Source organism: Bacillus sp. PAMC28571 (genome assembly GCF_014250435.1).
Classification (GTDB): Bacteria; Bacillota; Bacilli; order Bacillales; family Bacillaceae; genus Bacillus; species Bacillus safensis.
The window spans coordinates 2076974-2096504 of the sequence record NZ_CP060191.1 but is presented as its reverse complement, the minus strand read 5'-3'; the positions used below and the strand labels follow the sequence as shown (position 1 = coordinate 2096504).

19 protein-coding genes are annotated in these 19531 nt (G+C 41.8%); 16 read left to right on the top strand and 3 right to left on the bottom strand.

All coding sequences use genetic code 11. From position 1 onward, the window contains the following. Position 1 precedes the first annotated feature (1 nt). Positions 2–358 (top strand): ribosome silencing factor, encoded by a 357-nt coding sequence (gene rsfS / locus H7F25_RS10535; RefSeq protein ID WP_003217467.1) that lies wholly within the window; start codon positions 2–4, stop codon positions 356–358. Beyond that, a complete protein-coding gene (locus H7F25_RS10530; RefSeq protein ID WP_044332146.1) occupies positions 355–1098 on the top strand; it encodes a class I SAM-dependent DNA methyltransferase in 744 nt (247 codons plus the stop codon). Before rsfS ends, H7F25_RS10530 begins: the two co-directional genes overlap by 4 nt. A gap of 48 nt (positions 1099–1146) precedes the next feature. Here H7F25_RS10530 and comER read toward each other — a convergent pair whose 3' ends face one another. After that, complete coding sequence (gene comER / locus H7F25_RS10525; RefSeq protein ID WP_185853695.1) at positions 1147–1995, bottom strand: late competence protein ComER; 849 nt, start codon at positions 1993–1995, stop codon at positions 1147–1149. A 90-nt stretch (positions 1996–2085) separates the two neighbouring features. Here comER and H7F25_RS10520 point away from each other — a divergent pair, with 90 nt between their 5' ends. The 3 genes from H7F25_RS10520 to H7F25_RS10510 all read left to right on the top strand — a co-directional run bounded on the left by H7F25_RS10520 (position 2086) and on the right by H7F25_RS10510 (position 5670). After that, the gene (locus tag H7F25_RS10520) at positions 2086–2715 is read left to right on the top strand and encodes a helix-hairpin-helix domain-containing protein (RefSeq protein WP_185853694.1); all 630 of its coding nucleotides are present in this window, start codon (positions 2086–2088) and stop codon (positions 2713–2715) included. 65 nt (positions 2716–2780) lie between these two features. Next, positions 2781–3350, top strand: a complete 570-nt coding sequence (locus H7F25_RS10515) for a ComE operon protein 2 (protein WP_024423045.1) — start codon at positions 2781–2783, stop codon at positions 3348–3350. After that, positions 3343–5670 carry a DNA internalization-related competence protein ComEC/Rec2 gene (locus H7F25_RS10510; protein WP_185854539.1) on the top strand — a complete coding sequence of 776 codons (2328 nt, stop codon included), beginning with the start codon at positions 3343–3345 and terminating at the stop codon, positions 5668–5670. The genes H7F25_RS10515 and H7F25_RS10510 overlap by 8 nt, the downstream gene beginning before the upstream one ends. 39 nt (positions 5671–5709) lie before the next feature. On the opposite strand, the gene H7F25_RS10505 is transcribed toward H7F25_RS10510, so the two are convergent. Continuing rightward, the gene (locus H7F25_RS10505; RefSeq protein WP_012010638.1) at positions 5710–5844 is read right to left on the bottom strand and encodes a YqzM family protein; all 135 of its coding nucleotides are present in this window, start codon (positions 5842–5844) and stop codon (positions 5710–5712) included. A gap of 236 nt (positions 5845–6080) precedes the next feature. On the opposite strand from H7F25_RS10505, the gene holA reads away from it, so the two are divergent. Then, positions 6081–7100: a DNA polymerase III subunit delta gene (gene holA / locus H7F25_RS10500; RefSeq protein ID WP_024423043.1), complete on the top strand. Its 1020-nt coding sequence runs from the start codon at positions 6081–6083 to the stop codon at positions 7098–7100. 134 nt (positions 7101–7234) lie between these two features. Here the strand turns inward: holA and rpsT are convergent, their stop codons facing one another. Continuing rightward, positions 7235–7501: a 30S ribosomal protein S20 gene (rpsT, locus tag H7F25_RS10495; protein WP_024423042.1), complete on the bottom strand. Its 267-nt coding sequence runs from the start codon at positions 7499–7501 to the stop codon at positions 7235–7237. A gap of 198 nt (positions 7502–7699) precedes the next feature. Between rpsT and gpr the strand changes: the two genes are divergently transcribed. From gpr to prmA, 10 genes are all read left to right on the top strand, one after another. Further along, positions 7700–8815, top strand: coding sequence for a GPR endopeptidase (gene gpr / locus H7F25_RS10490; RefSeq protein WP_024423041.1), 1116 nt, complete (start codon positions 7700–7702; stop codon positions 8813–8815). Between the two features lie 66 nt (positions 8816–8881). After that, complete coding sequence (locus H7F25_RS10485; RefSeq protein WP_024427950.1) at positions 8882–10090, top strand: stage II sporulation protein P; 1209 nt, start codon at positions 8882–8884, stop codon at positions 10088–10090. A 13-nt stretch (positions 10091–10103) separates the two neighbouring features. Then, entirely contained in the window at positions 10104–10436 is a 333-nt protein-coding gene (locus H7F25_RS10480) for a YqxA family protein (RefSeq protein ID WP_044332136.1), read from the top strand. A 141-nt stretch (positions 10437–10577) separates the two neighbouring features. After that, the gene (lepA, locus tag H7F25_RS10475; RefSeq protein ID WP_024423038.1) at positions 10578–12416 is read left to right on the top strand and encodes a translation elongation factor 4; all 1839 of its coding nucleotides are present in this window, start codon (positions 10578–10580) and stop codon (positions 12414–12416) included. Between the two features lie 114 nt (positions 12417–12530). Continuing rightward, the gene (gene hemW / locus H7F25_RS10470) at positions 12531–13670 is read left to right on the top strand and encodes a radical SAM family heme chaperone HemW (RefSeq protein ID WP_024423037.1); all 1140 of its coding nucleotides are present in this window, start codon (positions 12531–12533) and stop codon (positions 13668–13670) included. 81 nt (positions 13671–13751) lie between these two features. Next, a complete protein-coding gene (gene hrcA / locus H7F25_RS10465) occupies positions 13752–14783 on the top strand; it encodes a heat-inducible transcriptional repressor HrcA (RefSeq protein WP_003217350.1) in 1032 nt (343 codons plus the stop codon). Between the two features lie 63 nt (positions 14784–14846). Then, positions 14847–15404, top strand: coding sequence for a nucleotide exchange factor GrpE (grpE, locus tag H7F25_RS10460; RefSeq protein WP_024423035.1), 558 nt, complete (start codon positions 14847–14849; stop codon positions 15402–15404). 24 nt (positions 15405–15428) lie between these two features. Then, positions 15429–17267, top strand: a complete 1839-nt coding sequence (gene dnaK / locus H7F25_RS10455) for a molecular chaperone DnaK (protein ID WP_024423034.1) — start codon at positions 15429–15431, stop codon at positions 17265–17267. Positions 17268–17432: 165 nt separating this feature from the next. Then, positions 17433–18566 carry a molecular chaperone DnaJ gene (gene dnaJ / locus H7F25_RS10450; RefSeq protein WP_024423033.1) on the top strand — a complete coding sequence of 378 codons (1134 nt, stop codon included), beginning with the start codon at positions 17433–17435 and terminating at the stop codon, positions 18564–18566. Positions 18567–18588: 22 nt separating this feature from the next. Then, a complete protein-coding gene (prmA, locus tag H7F25_RS10445) occupies positions 18589–19524 on the top strand; it encodes a 50S ribosomal protein L11 methyltransferase (protein ID WP_024423032.1) in 936 nt (311 codons plus the stop codon). Positions 19525–19531 lie beyond the last annotated feature (7 nt).

The window sequence follows — 19531 nt, the reverse complement described above, 5'->3', positions numbered from 1 at the left end:
GATGGATTCATCATCAATTTTAAACGTCGCAGCTGGAGCATGCGATGATAAACGGGCTGAGGATATTATTGCCCTTAATATGCAAGGAATCTCACTTGTTGCGGATTATTTTCTCATTTGTCACGGGAATTCTGATAAACAAGTGCAAGCCATTGCAAGAGAAGTAAAACATCTTGCAGAGGAAAGCGGAATCGAAGTGAAGAAGATGGAAGGCTTTGATGAAGCAAGATGGGTATTGATTGACCTAGGTGATGTCATTGCCCATGTGTTCCACAAAGAAGAAAGAGGATACTACAATCTAGAAAAGCTATGGGGAGATGCGCCGAGAGAAACGCTTTCACTTGGCATTAACTCATGATTTATCAAGGGTTTGCAGGTGTGTATGACGAGCTCATGACACATGCACCTTATGATGAATGGGTTCAGTGGATCCAGCAGTATATGAAGCCGAATGCTGCCATCATCGATGTAGGCTGTGGAACTGGAGAGATTTCTCTTCGGTTAGCTGAAAAGGGCCACAAGGTCACAGGAATTGACCTCAGTGAAGAAATGCTGGCCTTTGCGGAGCAAAAAGCGCAGGCGAAAAAGCAGTCGATTCAATTTTTACATCAAGATATGAGAGAAGTTACGGGCTTTGAGCAAGCCTTCCAGGCAGCCGTTATTTGCTGTGATTCCTTGAATTACTTAAAAAACGAAAATGACGTCAAAAAAACCTTTAAAAACATGTTTCAGCTTTTAGAGGCAGATGGGGTTTTACTTTTTGATGTTCATACGCCTTATAAAATGGAAGAGGTATTCCCAGGTTCGACTTATGCAGATCAAGATGAAGAGATCAGCTATATTTGGCAGAGTGATAAAGGGGATGACATGTATTCGGTCATACATGATTTAAGCTTTTTTGTAAAAGACGGAGACATGTATCAGCGTTATGATGAGACACATGAACAGCGCACATTTCCATTTGAAACATATGCAGCGTTCCTTGAGTCCGCTGGCTTTGAACAAATAGAAGTGACTGCTGATTTTACAAATGAAGCCCCCGGTGAATTCGCCGAAAGATATTTCATCTCAGCTAAGAAACCAAAAACCATCGTTTAATAGAACGATGGTTTTTTAAAACCCTTTTTTCGCTTGTTGCAAAGATGATTAATTTCTGCGATCATCAGTGAACACACTTGGCGGATATTGATGCGCAACCGCTTCTAGATCTTCATCGAATTTTTCATGAGTGTTTTGAAAGAGACGGTGAAACATATCTTGCACACCTGCTTCAAGTGCTTTAATGCCTTCACCAGTGACGCCGCCTTTCACACATACTTTGTCTTGCAGTGTCGGAAGGGTATAGACTCTTTTTTCAATCAAACGGCCAAGACCAACAAGCATATCCTCTGATAAGGTGGTGGCTTCTTCTTTAGAAATATCCGTTTCTTCTACGGCTGCTTCAATCATTTTCTGAACGAGAAAACTGATAAAAGCAGGTCCGCAGCTGACAATATCGGAAGCCGCTCTAGTAATTGAATGATGGATCTCGATAGGTGTTGAAATGCACGAAGCTAACTGTCTTAACCCAGTTTTTGTCGCGGCATTGCATGATGAACCAAAAGTTAAAAGTGATGCGCCTGATAAAGCGCGGTTTGTAATGCTTGGAATCAACCTGGCTGTTTGACAAGGAACGATATCCTGAAGCTGTTCAGGATGAACCGGACTTGTAATGATGACAATGGTTTGCTGCTCCGTTAAAAGAGGGCTCAGCTCTTTTAAAAGTGGATAAATATCAAGTGGTTTGACACAAACAAAAATGAAATCTTTATTCGTGACAGCCCCTGAAAGCTGTTTCGTTACTTCAAGCTCTGGATGGTTCTTTTTTATATTGAACGCTTTTTCAATGGTTCGGTTTGTAATGGTAATTGATGAGGGATTGACTGCCTTTGATTCAATAAATGCCTCAGTAAGTATGGTACCCATGTTTCCTGTACCGATTAACCCTATATTCAAACGTTCTCCCTCCTTAGACGCATAGGATCTGTTATCTTCTAAACAGTATGTTGAGCAGTAGAAAAATATGATTGAAAGAAGCGTGAGTAAGTGAAACGACTCATTTCATTAAAAAAATACAGTCTTTATATCGCCGCTGGACTCATAGTCGTGATCATCTTCAGTTTCTTCTTTTTCACTGGAAAAGGAGAGGACAGCAGAGAGCCAAGTGTATTGAAGGAAAATAAAGACATACAAGTCACATTAGAAGACAAACAAGAAAAGACAGAAAAAGAGCCATCGACGATTTTTGTAGAGGTCAAAGGAGCTGTAAGGAAGCCAGGTGTTTATACGTTTCAATCTGATGCTCGGGTAGAGGAAGCGATTCAAAGGGCAGGAGGCTTTACCAGCAAAGCAGACTCGATTGAAATCAACCAAGCAGCTAAATTAGAGGATAGTATGATGATTTATGTTCGGAAGCAGGGGGAAGCGGAAAGAGAAACGCAAACAGCATCAGCTGACGCATCAACGGGCGTTGAAAAGAGTGAGGGTGTGAATGTCAATCAGGCCGATGCAGCCGAATTGCAAACCATTAACGGCATAGGACCAGCTAAAGCAGAAGCCATCATTTCGTATAGAGAGGAACACGGAGAATTTCAACAAATTGAAGACTTGCGGAACATTTCAGGTTTTGGGGAGAAGACGATTGAACGGCTGAAAAGTCAATTGACCGTGAAGTAGAATTGACGGTAGAGAAGAAAGGCATGTACACTTAATATCAACCATCATTCTGGAGGGATCAGCTCGTGGAAAGAATTTCATGGAATCAATATTTTATGGCACAAAGCCATTTGCTTGCTTTACGAAGCACCTGTGAGCGGTTAGCTGTTGGGGCGACCATCGTAAGGGACAAGCGCATCATTGCAGGGGGGTATAATGGCTCCATTGCCGGTGATGTTCATTGTGCGGATGTAGGGTGCTATGTCATTGATCATCACTGTGTTCGCACCATCCATGCGGAAATGAATGCTATTTTACAATGTGCCAAATTTGGTGCACCTACAGCTGATGCTGAAATATATGTCACACATTTTCCTTGTTTACAGTGCTGTAAAGCCATCATTCAAGCGGGCATACGAACAGTGTACTATGCAAAGGATTATAAAAATCATCCATATGCGATTGATTTATTCGAGCAGGCGGGTGTTCAAACAGAGCAAGTTGAATTAGATGAAATGATCATCGACTTAAAAAATCAAGAAAAATTGGCCTTTGTTGCAGATTTAATTGGGAAGCTGAGTGAATCAGGACTTAGCGAAACAGAAATTCGCGATATGCATGAGAAGGCGAATCAATTATTTACTTCCTATGTTTAAATATTTGCCGTTTGGGGCAATTTCAGCAGCTGTTGGAATTGCTCTGGCTGCATATCATCTTCATATGTATTTCCTTCCCTTTCTTCTCATCATATTACTTCTCAGCCTACTGAAAAAAATGCCTCAGCTCTTTTTAATGGTCAGCCTATGCGGTGCTGTCTATATACTCATTTTTATGATTCATGAGTCTCTTGAAACGGATCAACCCGTGCTAGAAAAATTCCTATCTGGTTCCGTTGTGATTGAAAGTATTCCGAAAACAGATGGCAATCGTTTTTCAGCGACTGTTTCAACAGACCATGAACAACTAGCCACTTTTTATACAATTCAAACAGAGCGTGAAAAAGAGGCATTAAAAGAGGTAGAACCTGGTATGAGCTGTCACATGACAGGTGATGTTCGTCCAGCAAAGCACGCAACCATTCCTAACGGGTTTCAATACGATCAATTTTTAAAATCAAAAGGCATTGACGCCATTTTTCTGCCACAGTCGATCAAAAACTGTACAAAAAAAGATAGTTCTTCCTATTATCTTCAAGTGATAAGGCAAAAGGGGTTGAAATTTTTAGAAGATCATGTGCCTAAACACTCTGTTGGCATTGTACAGGCACTTATTTTTGGCGATCGTGAGTTGATAGACCCTGACACATTAAGAGATTATCAAATGCTTGGCATTATTCATTTACTAGCGATCTCAGGATTGCATGTACAAACGCTTCTTGCATGTTTATTTTGGTGTCTCCTTCGTGCGGGCGTGACAAGAGAGACAGCACGTATTCTTCTATTATGCTTTCTTCCTATTTATGCTTGTTTGACAGGTGCTGCACCATCTGTTTTAAGAGCTTGCCTCATGGCAGGAATCTATTTAGTGATGACTAGTCTGCCAAAAGAAATGAAACAGCCTTCTGCTGTGGTATTAAGTGCAACGTTTTTACTCTTATTAGCAATTCATCCTCTTTATTTATTTGATATTGGATTTCAGCTTTCATTCGCGGTCACGTTTTTTATTTTGTTATCGACTAGGATTTTATCAAAAGCAAAAAGTTCAGTCATGCAATTATTCCTGATTTCCTTTATTGCACAGCTTGCTTCACTTCCTGTTCTTTTATATCATTTTCACCAATTCTCTTTACTGAGCGTACCTTTGAACATGATATTTGTTCCTTTATATACGACGGTCGTTATGCCGCTATCCTTACTCTTTTTTATTCTCACTACCATTTATCTTCCGCTTGGACAAACATTGTTTCAGCTGCTTGATTCGGTGATTCAGCTTAGTCATCAATTGTCAGCCTATATGGCTGTTTTTGATGAATTCAACTTGATTTTTATGAAGTCTGCTTGGTGGCATATTCTTCTTGAGGTGAGCGCCTTAATTGTTCTGTTATTTGTGATGGAGTGCAAAACTTCTGTGAAATCCTATGCACTGCCGATCCTTTTTCTTATTGGTGTCTTGAGTGCACACTATTTCACCCCGAATTTTTTCGAAAAAGGGGAAGTGACGATGCTGGATGTAGGACAGGGGGATAGTTTGTTTATTCAGCTGCCCTATCGAAAGGGGCACTTGCTTGTGGATACAGGAGGCAGACTTTCTTTTGAAGAAGAATCGTGGAAAAAAAGGCGTAAAGTGTCTTCGATCGGTGATCAAACGCTGATCCCATTTCTGCATTCTAAAGGTATAGCAAAACTTGATGTTCTTATTCTTACACATGCGGATCAAGACCATATGGGAGAAGCAGCTCGTTTAATCAAACGAAATAAAGTAAAGCGGCTGGCTATTCCAAAAGGCTTTGCACGGAGTCCAGAGGATGCGGAGCTGTTAAAAGAAGCAGCTGATCAAGGGATCATGATTGATGAATTAGAGAGAGGAGATCAGCTTCAGATTGGAGAGCAAATATTTGAAGTTCTTCATCCATCGCGTGATCAAGTGACAAGTAAGAATAATGATTCACTCGTTTTGACATTTACTCTAGGCGGGAAGCGGTTTATGCTCACTGGAGATCTTGAACAAGAAGGGGAGCGAGACATTATAGAAGCCTTTCCTCATCTATGGGCAGATATCTTAAAGGTTGGACATCACGGGAGTAAAGGGTCAACAAGCGAAGAATGGCTTCAACATCTCAAGCCCTCACATGCACTCATTTCAGCAGGTGAACGCAATCGTTATCAGCATCCACATCAGGAAGTTTTGAAGAAATTAAAGGACCAGCAAATGAAGGTGTATCGTACAGATACCGACGGAAGCGTGACGTATGAATTTCTCGATGAGGAAGGAACGTTTTACACTCACCCTCCATATGATATCTTACAAACTCAATAAAAAAACTGCCAAAACGGCAGTCATGTAACCTTCATGAAGTTAAGATCCAACGAGGTGTATAATGGTTGCCAAAATAAACATTGAGGCGAAAAATCCGAATGTGACGATAAAACCAACGGCTGAGTCGGTCACATCATTCCGCTTGCTTTGAACATTTTTTTCAAATTCATTCATTTTCATCCCTCCTGGCTAATTTTAGTATACTTGAACTCATTTGGAATTGCTAGAAGGTAAAGTAACCGTTTTCCATTTTATGATCATTTTATGAATATCGTCTGACAGCAGGCTGACCCGGGAGCTTGCGCCGGACGTTTACTATAAATGAGGAGGCGGCACTTTCAGCTTCCTCTTTACTAATGTCTTCACACACTTTAGGATAGAGGAGGAAGTGAAAGAGAGGGATTCAATTGATGGTCTTTGATGTATGGAACAATTTAAAACGAGGGGATATCCATCCCGTTTATTGCTTATATGGGAAAGAAACATATTTACTGCAAGAAACCGCTGCTAAATTGAGACAAGCTGTAGTAGACGAAGAAACGAAGGATTTTAATTACTCCGTCTTCGATATGGAAGAAGTACCGCTTGAACAGGCTGTAACGGATGCAGAAACATTTCCGTTTATGGGAGAAAGGCGTCTCGTCGTGATCAAGAATCCTTATTTTCTTACAGCTGAAAAGAAAAAGGAAAAGATTGAGCATGAGCTTTCTGTATTAGAAGCTTATTTAGAAAAGCCAGCGCCCTATACCATTCTCGTGTTATTGGCACCATATGAAAAGCTGGATGAGCGTAAAAAAATCACCAAATTGCTAAAAAAGAAAGCTGCTGTCGTTGAGGCGAAAGAGTTAAACCCAAAAGAAACAACTGATTTCACCATCACACTGGTGAAGACAGAAGGAAAGGCGATTACATCTGAAGCGGCTGAGCAGCTTGTGATGCTATGCGGCGGGAGTCTCTCCTCTCTATTCCAAGAGGTTCGGAAGCTAAGTACATATATTGGAGAGCGGGAAGAAATTGAGTTAGCGGATGTCAATCAGCTCGTTGCAAGAAGCTTAGAGCAAAATATTTTCGAGCTGATTAATCAAATTGTAAACAGACGCCGCTCTGAGGCCATGCAGATGTTTTATGACTTGCTGAAGCAAAATGAGGAACCCATTAAAATATTAGCACTCATTTCAACTCAATTTCGATTGATTTTGCAGACGAAGTACTTCGCTCAGCAAGGCTATGGACAAAAACAAATTGCTTCAAATCTAAAAGTCCACCCATTCCGGGTCAAACTTGCGATGGATCAGGCAAGACTGTTTTCTGAAGAAGAGCTCAAGCAGATCGTCAAAGAGCTTTCAACGATTGATTACGAAATGAAAACGGGTAAAAAGGACAAGCAGCTGCTGTTAGAATTGTTCCTGCTTCGTTTGTTAGGCGCATGAATATAAAAAAACGACCTTCTAAAAAGAGGGTCGTTTTTGTTTAGATGTATAATTGCCAGTCTGTCCTTAAGGCTCGGCCGGTCAGGACGGACGTACAGTTAAACAGGTGCCTCATCACTGAGGCGTTGCAAGCATTATGCAGAAAGTCCGTTTACTTGTTTAGCAAGTCTTGATTTGTAACGCGCAGCTGCGTTTTTGTGTACAAGACCAGTTTTAACGGCTTTGTCAATGCGTTTTGCAGCAGAAGCAAGAGCAGCTTTTGCTTGCTCAGCATCGTTGTTAGCTACAGAAACTTCAACTTGTTTAATCGCAGTACGCATCGCAGACTTGATTGTTACGTTATGTGCACGGCGTTCGTTATTCGTTTTTGTACGTTTGATCGCTGATTTAATATTTGGCATGTGTTTCACCTCCTAAGATACAACCTAAACACAATTGTCTTAAGGTTAAATCTTCACAATAGAACAAATTGTATTCTATCAAACACACCTTTAGAATGCAATATAAATGTAAAGTATTTTTCATTGATGACGTGCTCGAATGTTTCTTTCAAGAGATGGAAAGACTACTGTTAATTACTTGGTGGAAGGAGTCTTTTTATGGAGAAACAAAAACTTGATTTAAGCGTTTATCAAATCCGGACAGACCTCGCTGTTGAAACAAAAGAGATACTAGAACAAGAGAACGATCCGAATGTCGTCAAAAAGGACGGGATCCAAGGGATTGTCGAAAAGGAAAAAGAAGAGCAAGGCATCCGCATACGTACTGTGGAAATCACGAAAGAAGGGGAGGAGCTGACCGGCAAAAAGGCAGGGACATACTTGACGTTTGAGGCACAAGGCATTCGGGAGAAAGACTCTGAGATGCAAGAAAAAGTCGTTGAAGTCTTTGCCCATCATTTTGCTCAGTTTCTAAAAGACAGAGGCATTCAGGCTGATGCAAGCTGCCTTGTAGTAGGGCTGGGAAACTGGAATGTTACGCCAGATGCACTAGGTCCTCTCACGGTTGAAAATCTGCTTGTAACCCGCCATCTCTTTGAATTGCAGCCGGAAAATGTTCAGGAAGGCTATCGCCCGGTTTCCTCTTTGTCTCCAGGGGTGATGGGACTGACCGGTATTGAAACAAGTGACATTATCCAAGGCGTGATTGAGCGGTCTAAGCCTGATTTTGTCATTGCGGTCGATGCCCTTGCTGCTCGAGCGGTAGAACGAGTGAATACAACCATTCAAATTTCTGATACAGGTATCCATCCCGGTTCTGGTGTAGGGAATAAGCGAAAAGAATTAAGCAAAGAAACATTGGGCATTCCAGTGATTGCGATTGGCGTTCCGACAGTGGTGGATGCAGTAACGATTGCTAGTGACACAATTGATTATGTCTTAAAGCATTTTGGTAGAGAACTAAAAGATGATAGACCGTCCCGCTCTCTTGTGCCGGCTGGTTTGACATTCGGGAAGAAAAAAGTACTTAACGAAGAAGACTTGCCAGATGAAGAAACGCGTCAGTCATTCTTAGGCATCGTAGGAACCCTTCCTGAAGAAGAAAAAAGGCAGCTGATCCACGAAGTGCTTGCGCCCCTGGGGCAAAATTTAATGGTCACGCCTAAGGAAGTCGATACATTCATTGATGATATGGCAAACGTACTTGCCAACGGATTAAACACAGCGCTTCATCAAAAAATCACGCAAGATAATATGGGTTCATATAATCATTAATCGGTTCTACTTTCTCTAGCTCGCTCATAGTGTAATTACTAGAAAGCGTGCTGGAGGGAGTAAATCATGAAAAAAAGACCCCGCCGTCCTCGACAGTTGGTCGTTGCGATTAATGGAACGAAAGTAGTAAAAAGCATCTTCTTATTTATTGCCTCTCTTGTTGTGGTGTTTGTGATGTCAGGGGCTTTGACCTCTTTAAAACCCGAGCTGAGGCCGCAAGCCTCGTTATATGGTGTAGCAGATGAGCTCTCTGGCGCATTTTTTGCCACATTAATGGGCATGGAAAACCAATATTTCGCCTCAGCAGTTCCAGAAGATCAAAAAGGATTTCATTTCTCTGGGCTGTCATTGAAGCTTGCAACCAGTATTAATTTAGAAGACCCGCGCAGTTTCCTAGGAAGAGAGCTCCCAGGCTTTGAACATTTTGATACAAAAATCATCTTAGCGGGTGAAGGAACAGACTATACCAATATGCCGATGGAATCGCCGCCGCCTAGTGAAGTGATCCAAGATGAAAAAGAAGCAAATTTGGCGGAGCTGGACAAGCTCGATGATGATGCGCCGAAAAAGCCTGCCAAAGAACCGGACCGGTCAACAGGAAAACGAAAAGCTGTGTACATTTACCACACACATAATACGGAATCATATTTACCATTTTTAAAAGGAGAAACGAATCCAAATAATGCACGGCACTCAAAAGTGAATGTCACCCTTGTCGGCGACATGTTTGGAAAGGCGCTTGATCAGCAAGGAATCGGCAATACAGTCGACAAAACGGAAATTGAAAAAAGACTGGTGAAAAAAGGATTAAAATATCCGCAGTCTTATAATGAATCAAGATTGGTCGTGAAAGAAGCCTTAGCGAAAAATGATGACCTCGATTATTTAATTGATATTCACCGGGACTCAAGAAGAAAGAAAGATACGACTGTCGAAATCAAAGGGAAAAAATATGCGAGAATTGCGTTTGTTGTTGGGAAGAAGAATCAAAGCTATGAGAAAAACTTAAAGCTTGCGACAGAGTTCCACCATTTGATGGAGAAAAAATATAAAGGTCTTAGTGTCGGTGTGTTTGCCAAAGGAGAAATTGGCGATAATGGAATCTATAATCAAGATTTATCCGACAAAGCCCTTCTTTTAGAATTTGGCGGAGTAGATAATAATATGGAAGAATTAAGAAATGCATCCAATGCGGCAGCTGATGTATTCAGCGACATTTTCTGGGACGCGGAAAAGGTGGACGGCAAAGCAAAGGATGAGAAAAAACGCTCTTAAGGTGGTGACGGGGATGGGCTCATTTATTGGAAAAACCATTATTTTAGGATTGGTCTTGCTGTTTGGTGTCTTTTTAGGAATGCAGCAAGCGAATAATGGCATGCTGCAAATGAAGGGCTACCATGATCCGCAATTAAAAGGAGCTTTCTCCATTCAAATGAACGACAATGAAGAGAAGGAAGCTTCTATCTTAGGAACGGCTGTTACAGAAAAGGATCTTGCCGAAAAACAAAAACAGCTGGAGGAAATAGAGGGCTTTAATGCCTTTTCCAAGGCAGGAAAAGCCCTGTCTGATGGCATGACACATGCAGCCCGTTCTCTTTATAATTGGGTGAATGGGAAATAAACGAATTTCATGAGATATCACCCTTTTGATCAAAGCCGCTGACCGATAAGCGGCTTTTCTTGATTTCGATTGAATCTTTACAGCCCTATTGATATAATCTAACCTAGCGCAACCCGCGTTTTATAGTAGGAGTGATAGATTGTGACAGATAAAGAAAAACGATTAGAGCGGCAATCAAGAATTCGAAATTTCTCCATTATCGCCCATATTGACCATGGGAAATCCACATTGGCAGACCGTATTTTGGAAAAAACAGCGGCGATTACTCAACGGGAAATGAAAGAACAATTGCTTGATTCCATGGATTTAGAGCGTGAACGCGGCATAACGATTAAATTAAACTCTGTCCAGCTGAAGTATAAGGCGAAGGATGGGGAAGAATATATCATGCACCTGATTGATACACCAGGGCATGTCGACTTCACCTATGAGGTATCTCGAAGCCTAGCTGCCTGTGAGGGTGCGATTCTTGTAGTAGATGCAGCACAAGGAATTGAAGCACAGACACTTGCGAACGTTTATTTAGCTCTTGATAACAACTTAGAAATTCTTCCGATTATCAACAAAATTGATCTGCCAAGTGCAGAGCCTGAGCGTGTAAGAGAAGAAATTGAAGATGTCATCGGGTTGGATGCGTCTGAAGCTGTTCTCACCTCTGCTAAGGCGGGTATTGGAATCGAGGATATTTTAGAACAAATCGTTGAAAAGGTGCCGGCTCCCGCTGGAGATCCAGAAGCACCACTTCAAGCCCTTATTTTTGATTCTCTTTACGATGCGTATCGCGGCGTTATTGCGTACATACGAATTGTCGAAGGAACCGTCAGACCTGGTCAGAAAATTAAAATGATGGCGACGGGGAAAGAATTTGAAGTACTTGAAGTTGGCGTTTTCACACCAAAAGCCATGCCAACAGACGAACTCACCGTTGGAGATGTTGGCTACTTAACCGCTGCGATTAAAAATGTCGGTGATACACGTGTAGGGGATACGATCACAAGCGCGGAAAACCCTGCGAAAGAAGCACTTCCAGGATACAGAAAGCTAAACCCAATGGTATACTGCGGACTTTATCCAATTGATACTGCGAAATACAACGACTTACGTGAAGCGTTAGAAAAGCTTGAATTAAATGATTCTTCACTTCAATATGAGGCAGAGACATCCCAAGCACTTGGCTTCGGTTTCCGCTGCGGCTTCCTTGGAATGCTTCATATGGAAATCATCCAAGAACGGATTGAACGTGAATTTAAAATTGATCTGATTACGACAGCGCCAAGTGTTATTTATGATGTATATATGACAGATGGAGAAAAAATCGTCGTAGATAACCCATCCAATCTGCCTGATCCGCAAAAGATTGAGCGAATTGAAGAACCGTATGTAAAAGCAACAATGATGGTGCCGAATGACTATGTAGGCTCTGTGATGGAGCTTTGCCAAGGAAAGCGCGGGAATTTCATTGATATGCAGTATCTTGATGCGAACCGCGTGAGCATTGTGTACGAAATTCCTTTGGCAGAGATCGTATACGAATTCTTTGATCAGCTAAAATCCAACACAAAAGGCTATGCGTCCTTTGATTATGAGCTGATTGGCTATCGTCCTTCGACGCTGGTGAAGATGGATATCATGCTGAATGGCGAAAAAATCGATGCTCTTTCCTTTATTGTTCACCGCGATTATGCATATGAACGAGGCAAGATCATCGTAGAAAAGCTAAAAGAATTGATTCCACGCCAGCACTTTGAAGTGCCGGTTCAAGCAGCGATCGGTCAAAAAATCGTTGCTCGTTCCACCATTAAAGCGATGCGTAAAAACGTACTTGCTAAATGTTATGGTGGAGACATTTCCCGGAAAAGAAAGCTTCTTGAGAAGCAAAAAGAAGGGAAAAAGCGAATGAAGCAAGTGGGCTCTGTTGAAGTCCCGCAAGAAGCATTTATGGCTGTGCTGAAGATGGACGACAGCACACCAAAAAAATAACATCCTCAAGGCTACCTGCTTTACAATGTCTGCCTTGACGTTTATAGTCGATAACAAACAAAGACGCCGCAGCGATAAACTGCGGCTCTTTACCTGTAAAGAAGGTGTCATCAAATGAAAGCAGCATACATTCACATTCCATTTTGTGAGCATATTTGCCACTATTGTGATTTCAATAAATTTTTCATCAAAACGCAGCCAGTCGACGAATACTTAGCGGCTCTTGAGAAAGAGATGCAGCACACGATCGAGCAAAAAGGCGAGCAGGAACTAAAGACAATTTTTATTGGCGGGGGAACCCCGACATCACTGACTGTCAGTCAGCTAGACAAGCTCATGAACAGCATTCACAGCGTATTAAAGCCGACAAAAAATCTGATTGAATTTGCAGTAGAAGCAAACCCAGATGAATTATCACTCGAGAAGTTGCATGTGCTTAAAGCAGCCGGCGTGAATCGGCTGAGCTTTGGCGTTCAAACCTTTGAAGACGATTTGCTCAAGAAAATTGGACGAGTTCATCAAAAGAAGGATGTCCTTACCTCCTTTGAGCGAGCTAGAGCGGTTGGATTTGACAATATTAGCCTCGATCTCATGTTTGGCTTGCCGCATCAAGAAAAGCATCATGTGATGAATTCACTTGAGACGGCTTTCTCGCTGGGGGCAGAGCATTATTCGGTTTACTCACTCATCGTCGAGCCGAAAACCGTTTTTTACAACTTAATGCAAAAAGGAAAACTTCATTTACCGCCGCAAGAACGTGAGGCTGAAATGTATGAGCTTGTGATGGATGAAATGGAGCGCCATGGGTTAAAGCAGTACGAAATTAGCAATTACGCCAAACCTGGCTTTGAAAGCCAGCATAACCTGACCTATTGGAGCAATGAAGATTACTTCGGTTTTGGTGCAGGCGCACACGGGTATGTAGATGGCATCCGAAATGTGAACGCAGGGCCGGTGAAACATTATTTGGAGCTGATTGACCAAACAGGTTTCCCGTATAAGGAAACACATCAGGTCACAAAAGCAGAGCAAATAGAAGAAGAAATGTTTTTAGGTCTTCGAAAAATCGAAGGGGTGAAAAGCGCTGATTTCCAAGCAAAATATGGTGCTGCACCAGAAGCACTTTTTTCCACTGTTCTTGAAGATTTAGAAGAAAAAGGCCTCATTGTAAAAGATGACAAGGGGATACGTTTAACAAGAAAAGGAAAATTGTTAGGCAATGAAGTATTTCAAGCGTTTCTCGGTGAGTTATAATTGACATTTTAATTTGAGTTTGGTAATTTTGTTTATACAATTAGCACTCGTTGAAAGAGAGTGCTAACAGGGGTGATGATGATGTTAACAAATCGTCAGCTTTTGATTCTGCAAGTCATCATTAATGACTTTATTCGTTCGGCGCAGCCAGTTGGATCAAGGACTCTTTCTAAAAAAGAAGACATTACATTCAGCTCTGCGACGATTAGAAACGAAATGGCTGATTTGGAGGAACTTGGTTTTATTGAAAAGACCCATTCTTCATCAGGAAGAATTCCTTCCGAAAAAGGATATCGTTATTATGTAGATCATTTGCTCTCTCCGCGAAAACTGTCGTCTAAAGAGCTTGTGCTCATCCAGTCGGCCTTTCAGGAGAAAATTTTTGAGCTGGAAAAGACAGTTCAAAAATCGGCGGAAATTTTATCAGATCTCACAAACTATACATCGATTGTGCTTGGTCCGAAGCTAAGTGAAAATCGATTAAAGCAAATTCAGCTTGTCCCTGTTCAGCCAAACAAAGCAGTGGCGATCATGATTACAGACAGCGGACATGTTGAAAACAAAACCATTACCTTCTCTGAGCATCTCGATGTCTCCGATATTGAGAAGCTGATGAATATTTTAAACAGCCGCCTAGCCGGAGTCCCGATGGATCAGCTGAAGGACAGAATGTATAAAGAAGTTGTGATGCTTCTTCGTACGCATTTAAAAGATTATGATCATATTTTAGATGCGCTCGGCAATACATTTACATCGACTCAAAATGAATCAAAACTTTTCTTTGGCGGGAAGATTAATATGTTGAATCAGCCGGAGTTTCATGACATTGACCGCATCCGTTCACTCATGATGCTTATTGAGCAAAAGAATGATGTCATGCAGCTGTTTCATCCAAATCAGCAAGGAATCACCATTAAAATCGGTTCAGAAAACAATTTGGAAGCGATGGAGAACTGCAGTTTAATCACAGCTACTTATTCGATTGATCAAAAATCACTCGGCTCCATTGCCGTCATTGGTCCAACCCGTATGGATTATGGCAGGGTTGTCAGTCTCTTGCATCATGTATCAAAAGACTTGTCAAACGCACTTTCCAATTTGTATGATGAGTAGGGTGATAAAAGATAGGGGCACAGCCCCTTCGTATTTTTGAATCTTTTGAGGGAGGTGAACACAATGTCAGAAGAAAAACAGACACCTGAGCAAGAAGCAGAGGTTGAAGCACAAGAAGAAGCAGTTCAAGCAGATACTGAGGAAGTAACAAATGATGAACAGTCTGCCTTCCAAGAAAAAATCGATGAATTGCAGCAGCTTCTAGATGAAAAAGAAAACAAAATTCTGCGTGTTCAAGCGGATTTTGAAAACTATAAACGCCGTGCTCGAACTGAAGTGGAGACCGTGCAAAAATATCGTTCTCAACATGTTGTCAGTGATCTTCTCCCAGCTCTTGATAACTTTGAAAGAGCGCTTGGAATTGATCCAGACAATGAGCAGACGAAAAGTTTGTTAGAAGGAATGCAAATGGTTTACCGCCAGCTGGTAGAAGCGTTGAAAAATGAAGGCGTTGAACCAATTGAAGCTGTCGGCAAAGAGTTCGATCCAAACCTTCATCAAGCCGTCATGCAAGTTGAAGATGAAAACTACGATTCAAATATCGTTGTAGAAGAATTGCAAAAGGGCTATAAACTCAAAGACCGAGTTATTCGTCCATCAATGGTAAAAGTAAATCAATAACTACATAATGGGAGGTCATCGAATATGAGTAAAATCATTGGGATTGACTTAGGAACAACAAACTCATGTGTTGCAGTACTTGAAGGCGGCGAGCCAAAAGTCATTGCTAACGCTGAAGGAGCACGTACAACACCATCTGTTGTCGCTTTTAAAAACGGAGAGCGCCAAGTGGGTGAAGTAGCAAAACGTCAATCAATTACAAACCCGAACACGATCATGTCTGTTAAAAGACATATGGGTACTGATTATAAAGTAGAAGTTGAAGGCAAGAACTATACACCGCAGGAAATCTCTGCGATTATTCTTCAGCACCTTAAATCTTACGCTGAAGGCTATCTTGGCGAAGAAGTAACAAAAGCTGTTATCACAGTTCCTGCTTACTTCAACGATGCAGAACGTCAAGCAACGAAAGATGCTGGTAAAATTGCTGGTCTTGAAGTAGAACGTATCATCAACGAACCAACAGCAGCTGCACTTGCGTATGGTTTAGATAAAACAGAAGAAGATCAAACGATTCTTGTATACGACCTTGGCGGCGGTACATTTGACGTATCGATCCTTGAGCTTGGAGACGGCGTCTTTGAAGTGCGCTCAACTGCTGGGGACAACCGTCTAGGTGGAGACGATTTTGACCAAGTCATCATTGATCACCTAGTGGCTGAATTCAAAAAAGAAAATGGCATTGATCTTTCTAAAGATAAAATGGCGCTTCAGCGTTTAAAAGATGCTGCTGAAAAAGCGAAAAAAGATCTTTCTGGTGTATCTTCTACACAAATCTCACTGCCATTTATCACAGCTGGAGAAGCAGGACCTCTTCACCTTGAATTAACGTTAACACGTGCTAAATTCGAAGAGCTTTCTGCAGATCTTGTAGAGCGTACAATGACACCTGTACGTCAAGCACTGAAAGATGCTGGTTTATCTGCTAGCGAGATTGATAAAGTCATCCTTGTAGGTGGCTCAACTCGTATTCCTGCAGTACAAGAAGCAATCAAAAAAGAAACAGGCAAAGAGCCTCATAAAGGTGTAAACCCTGATGAAGTAGTTGCACTTGGTGCAGCGATCCAAGGTGGAGTGATCACAGGGGATGTCAAAGACGTTGTTCTTCTTGACGTAACACCACTTTCTTTAGGAATTGAAACAATGGGCGGCGTATTCACGAAGCTGATTGAACGCAATACAACAATTCCAACAAGTAAATCTCAAGTATTCTCAACAGCTGCTGACAACCAAACAGCTGTAGATATCCATGTCCTGCAAGGTGAGCGCCCAATGGCTGCAGATAACAAAACATTAGGCCGCTTCCAATTGACTGATATCCCGCCAGCACCACGCGGCGTACCGCAAATCGAAGTATCTTTTGATATCGATAAAAACGGTATTGTCAACGTACGTGCGAAAGATATGGGTACAGGCAAAGAGCAAAACATCACAATCAAATCTTCTTCAGGTCTTTCTGATGATGAGATCGAAAAAATGGTCAAAGAAGCAGAAGAAAATGCTGAAGCAGATGCGAAGAAAAAAGAAGAAATCGAAGTGCGCAACGAAGCAGATCAATTAGTGTTTACAACTGAAAAAACATTAAAAGATCTAGAAGGCAAAATCGATGAAGAGCAAGTGAAAAAAGCAAATGACGCGAAAGATGCGCTAAAAGCTGCGATCGAAAAAGGCGAGTTTGAAGACATCAAAGCGAAAAAAGATGAGCTGCAAACAATCGTTCAAGAATTAACGACAAAGCTCTATGAAGAAGCTGCAAAACAAGCACAAGCTCAGCAAGAAGGCGCTGAAGGTGCTCAAAAAGCAGATGACAATGTAGTGGATGCAGAATACGAAGAAGTAAACGACGATCAAGAGAAAAAATAATCACCTTTACTTTTGAAAAAGACTGCTGAAACGTACTCGTCAGAAAGTCAAAGTCAGGATCTCTTGGCTTTGACTTTTTTTCTTTTCAACGATGAAAGGAATTGAAAAAGGTTAAATCAAAATGATACAATCGTATTTATGTGAGAAAATCGGGAGTGTGAAGAGATGAGTAAGCGTGATTACTATGAAGTGCTTGGCGTAAGTAAGAGCGCCTCAAAGGACGAAATCAAAAAGGCATACCGCAAGCTTTCAAAAAAGTATCACCCTGATATTAATAAAGAAGCTGGCTCAGATGAGAAATTCAAAGAAGTAAAAGAAGCCTATGAAACCCTTTCTGATGATCAAAAACGTTCGCATTATGACCAGTTCGGTCATACCGATCCAAACCAAGGCTTTGGCGGCGGCGGTTTTGGCGGAGGAGGAGACTTTGGCGGCTTCGGCGGCTTTGATGACATCTTCTCTAGTATTTTTGGCGGCGGAGCCAGAAGAAGAGATCCAAATGCACCGCGCCAAGGAGCGGACCTGCAATATACAATGACGCTTTCGTTTGAAGAAGCGGCATTTGGAAAAGAAGCAACCATTGAAATCCCTCGTGAAGAAACTTGTGAAACATGTCATGGATCAGGTGCAAAGCCTGGTACGCAGGCAAAAACCTGTTCACATTGCGGCGGTTCTGGTCAATTAAATGTTGAGCAATCCACTCCGTTTGGTAAAGTGGTCAACCGCAGAGTATGTAACTACTGCAGCGGAACAGGGAAACAAATCGACCATAAATGTTCAACATGCGGCGGCTCTGGCAAAGTGCGTAAGCGTAAGAAAATTAACGTGACGATTCCTGCAGGCGTTGATGATGGCCAGCAGCTTAGAGTGTCTGGCCAAGGTGAACCAGGTGTAAATGGCGGACCTCCAGGCGATCTATTTGTTGTGTTCCATGTGCGTGCGCATGAATTCTTCGAACGTGATGGAGATGACATTTACTGCGAGATGCCGCTCACCTTTGCCCAAGCTGCACTAGGTGACGAAATTGAAGTGCCGACATTACACGGAAAAGTAAAATTAAAAGTTCCTGCTGGCACTCAAACTGGCACGAAGTTTAGACTCAAAGGAAAAGGTGTGAAAAATGTACGCGGCTACGGCCAAGGCGATCAGCATATCGTTGTACGTGTTGTCACACCGACAAATTTAACAGACAATCAAAAAGATATCATTAGAAAATTTGCTGAAGTGAGCGGAAATAAACCAGACGAACAAGAAATGAGCTTTTTCGATAAGGTAAAACGCGCATTTAAAGGCGAGTAAGACGGATAAGGAGTTGGTAGTATTGAAGTGGTCAGAAATTAGCGTCCATACAACAAATGAAGCGGTGGAACCGATCACCAATATTTTGCATGAAGCAGGTGCAAGTGGTGTCGTGATTGAGGACCCGCTTGATTTAGTCAAGGAACGTGAAAATGTATACGGTGAGATCTACCAGCTCGATCCGAATGACTATCCGGATGAAGGTGTCATTGTGAAAGCCTATCTTCCAATGAACAGCTTTTTGATGGAAACGGTAGATGAGATCAAAGAAGCCATCAACAATCTTCTTCTATACGATATTGACCTTGGACGCAATACACTGTCAATTTGTGAAGTAAATGAAGAAGAATGGGCCACCGCCTGGAAGAAATACTATCATCCTGTGAAAATCTCTGAAAAATTCACCATCGTTCCAACGTGGGAAGAATATACACCGGTTCATTCTGATGAACTGATTATTGAAATGGATCCTGGAATGGCATTTGGAACAGGTACGCATCCAACAACCGTCCTTTGCATTCAGGCGCTTGAGCGCTACGTGAAGGAAAACGATACGGTGATTGATGTTGGAACAGGCTCTGGAATTTTAAGTGTGGCAGCAGCGATGCTTGGTGCAAAGGACATTCAAGCCTTTGATCTCGACACCGTTGCGGTAGAAAGTGCGAAGCAAAACATCGAACTAAATGGTGTAAGTGACCAAGTGACGGTCAAACAAAACAATTTGCTTGATGGGATTTCAGGTGAGCGTGATGTGATTGTCGCCAACATTCTGGCAGAAGTGATTTTGCGCTTTACAGATCAAGCCTATGACCTATTGAAGAAAGATGGCTATTTCATTACATCAGGCATCATTGGACAAAAGAAATTACAGGTCAAAACAGCATTAGAAGAAGCAGGTTTTGACATTGTTGAAGTGCTGTCAATGGAAGATTGGGTCAGCATTATAGCGAAAAAATAAAGCGAGT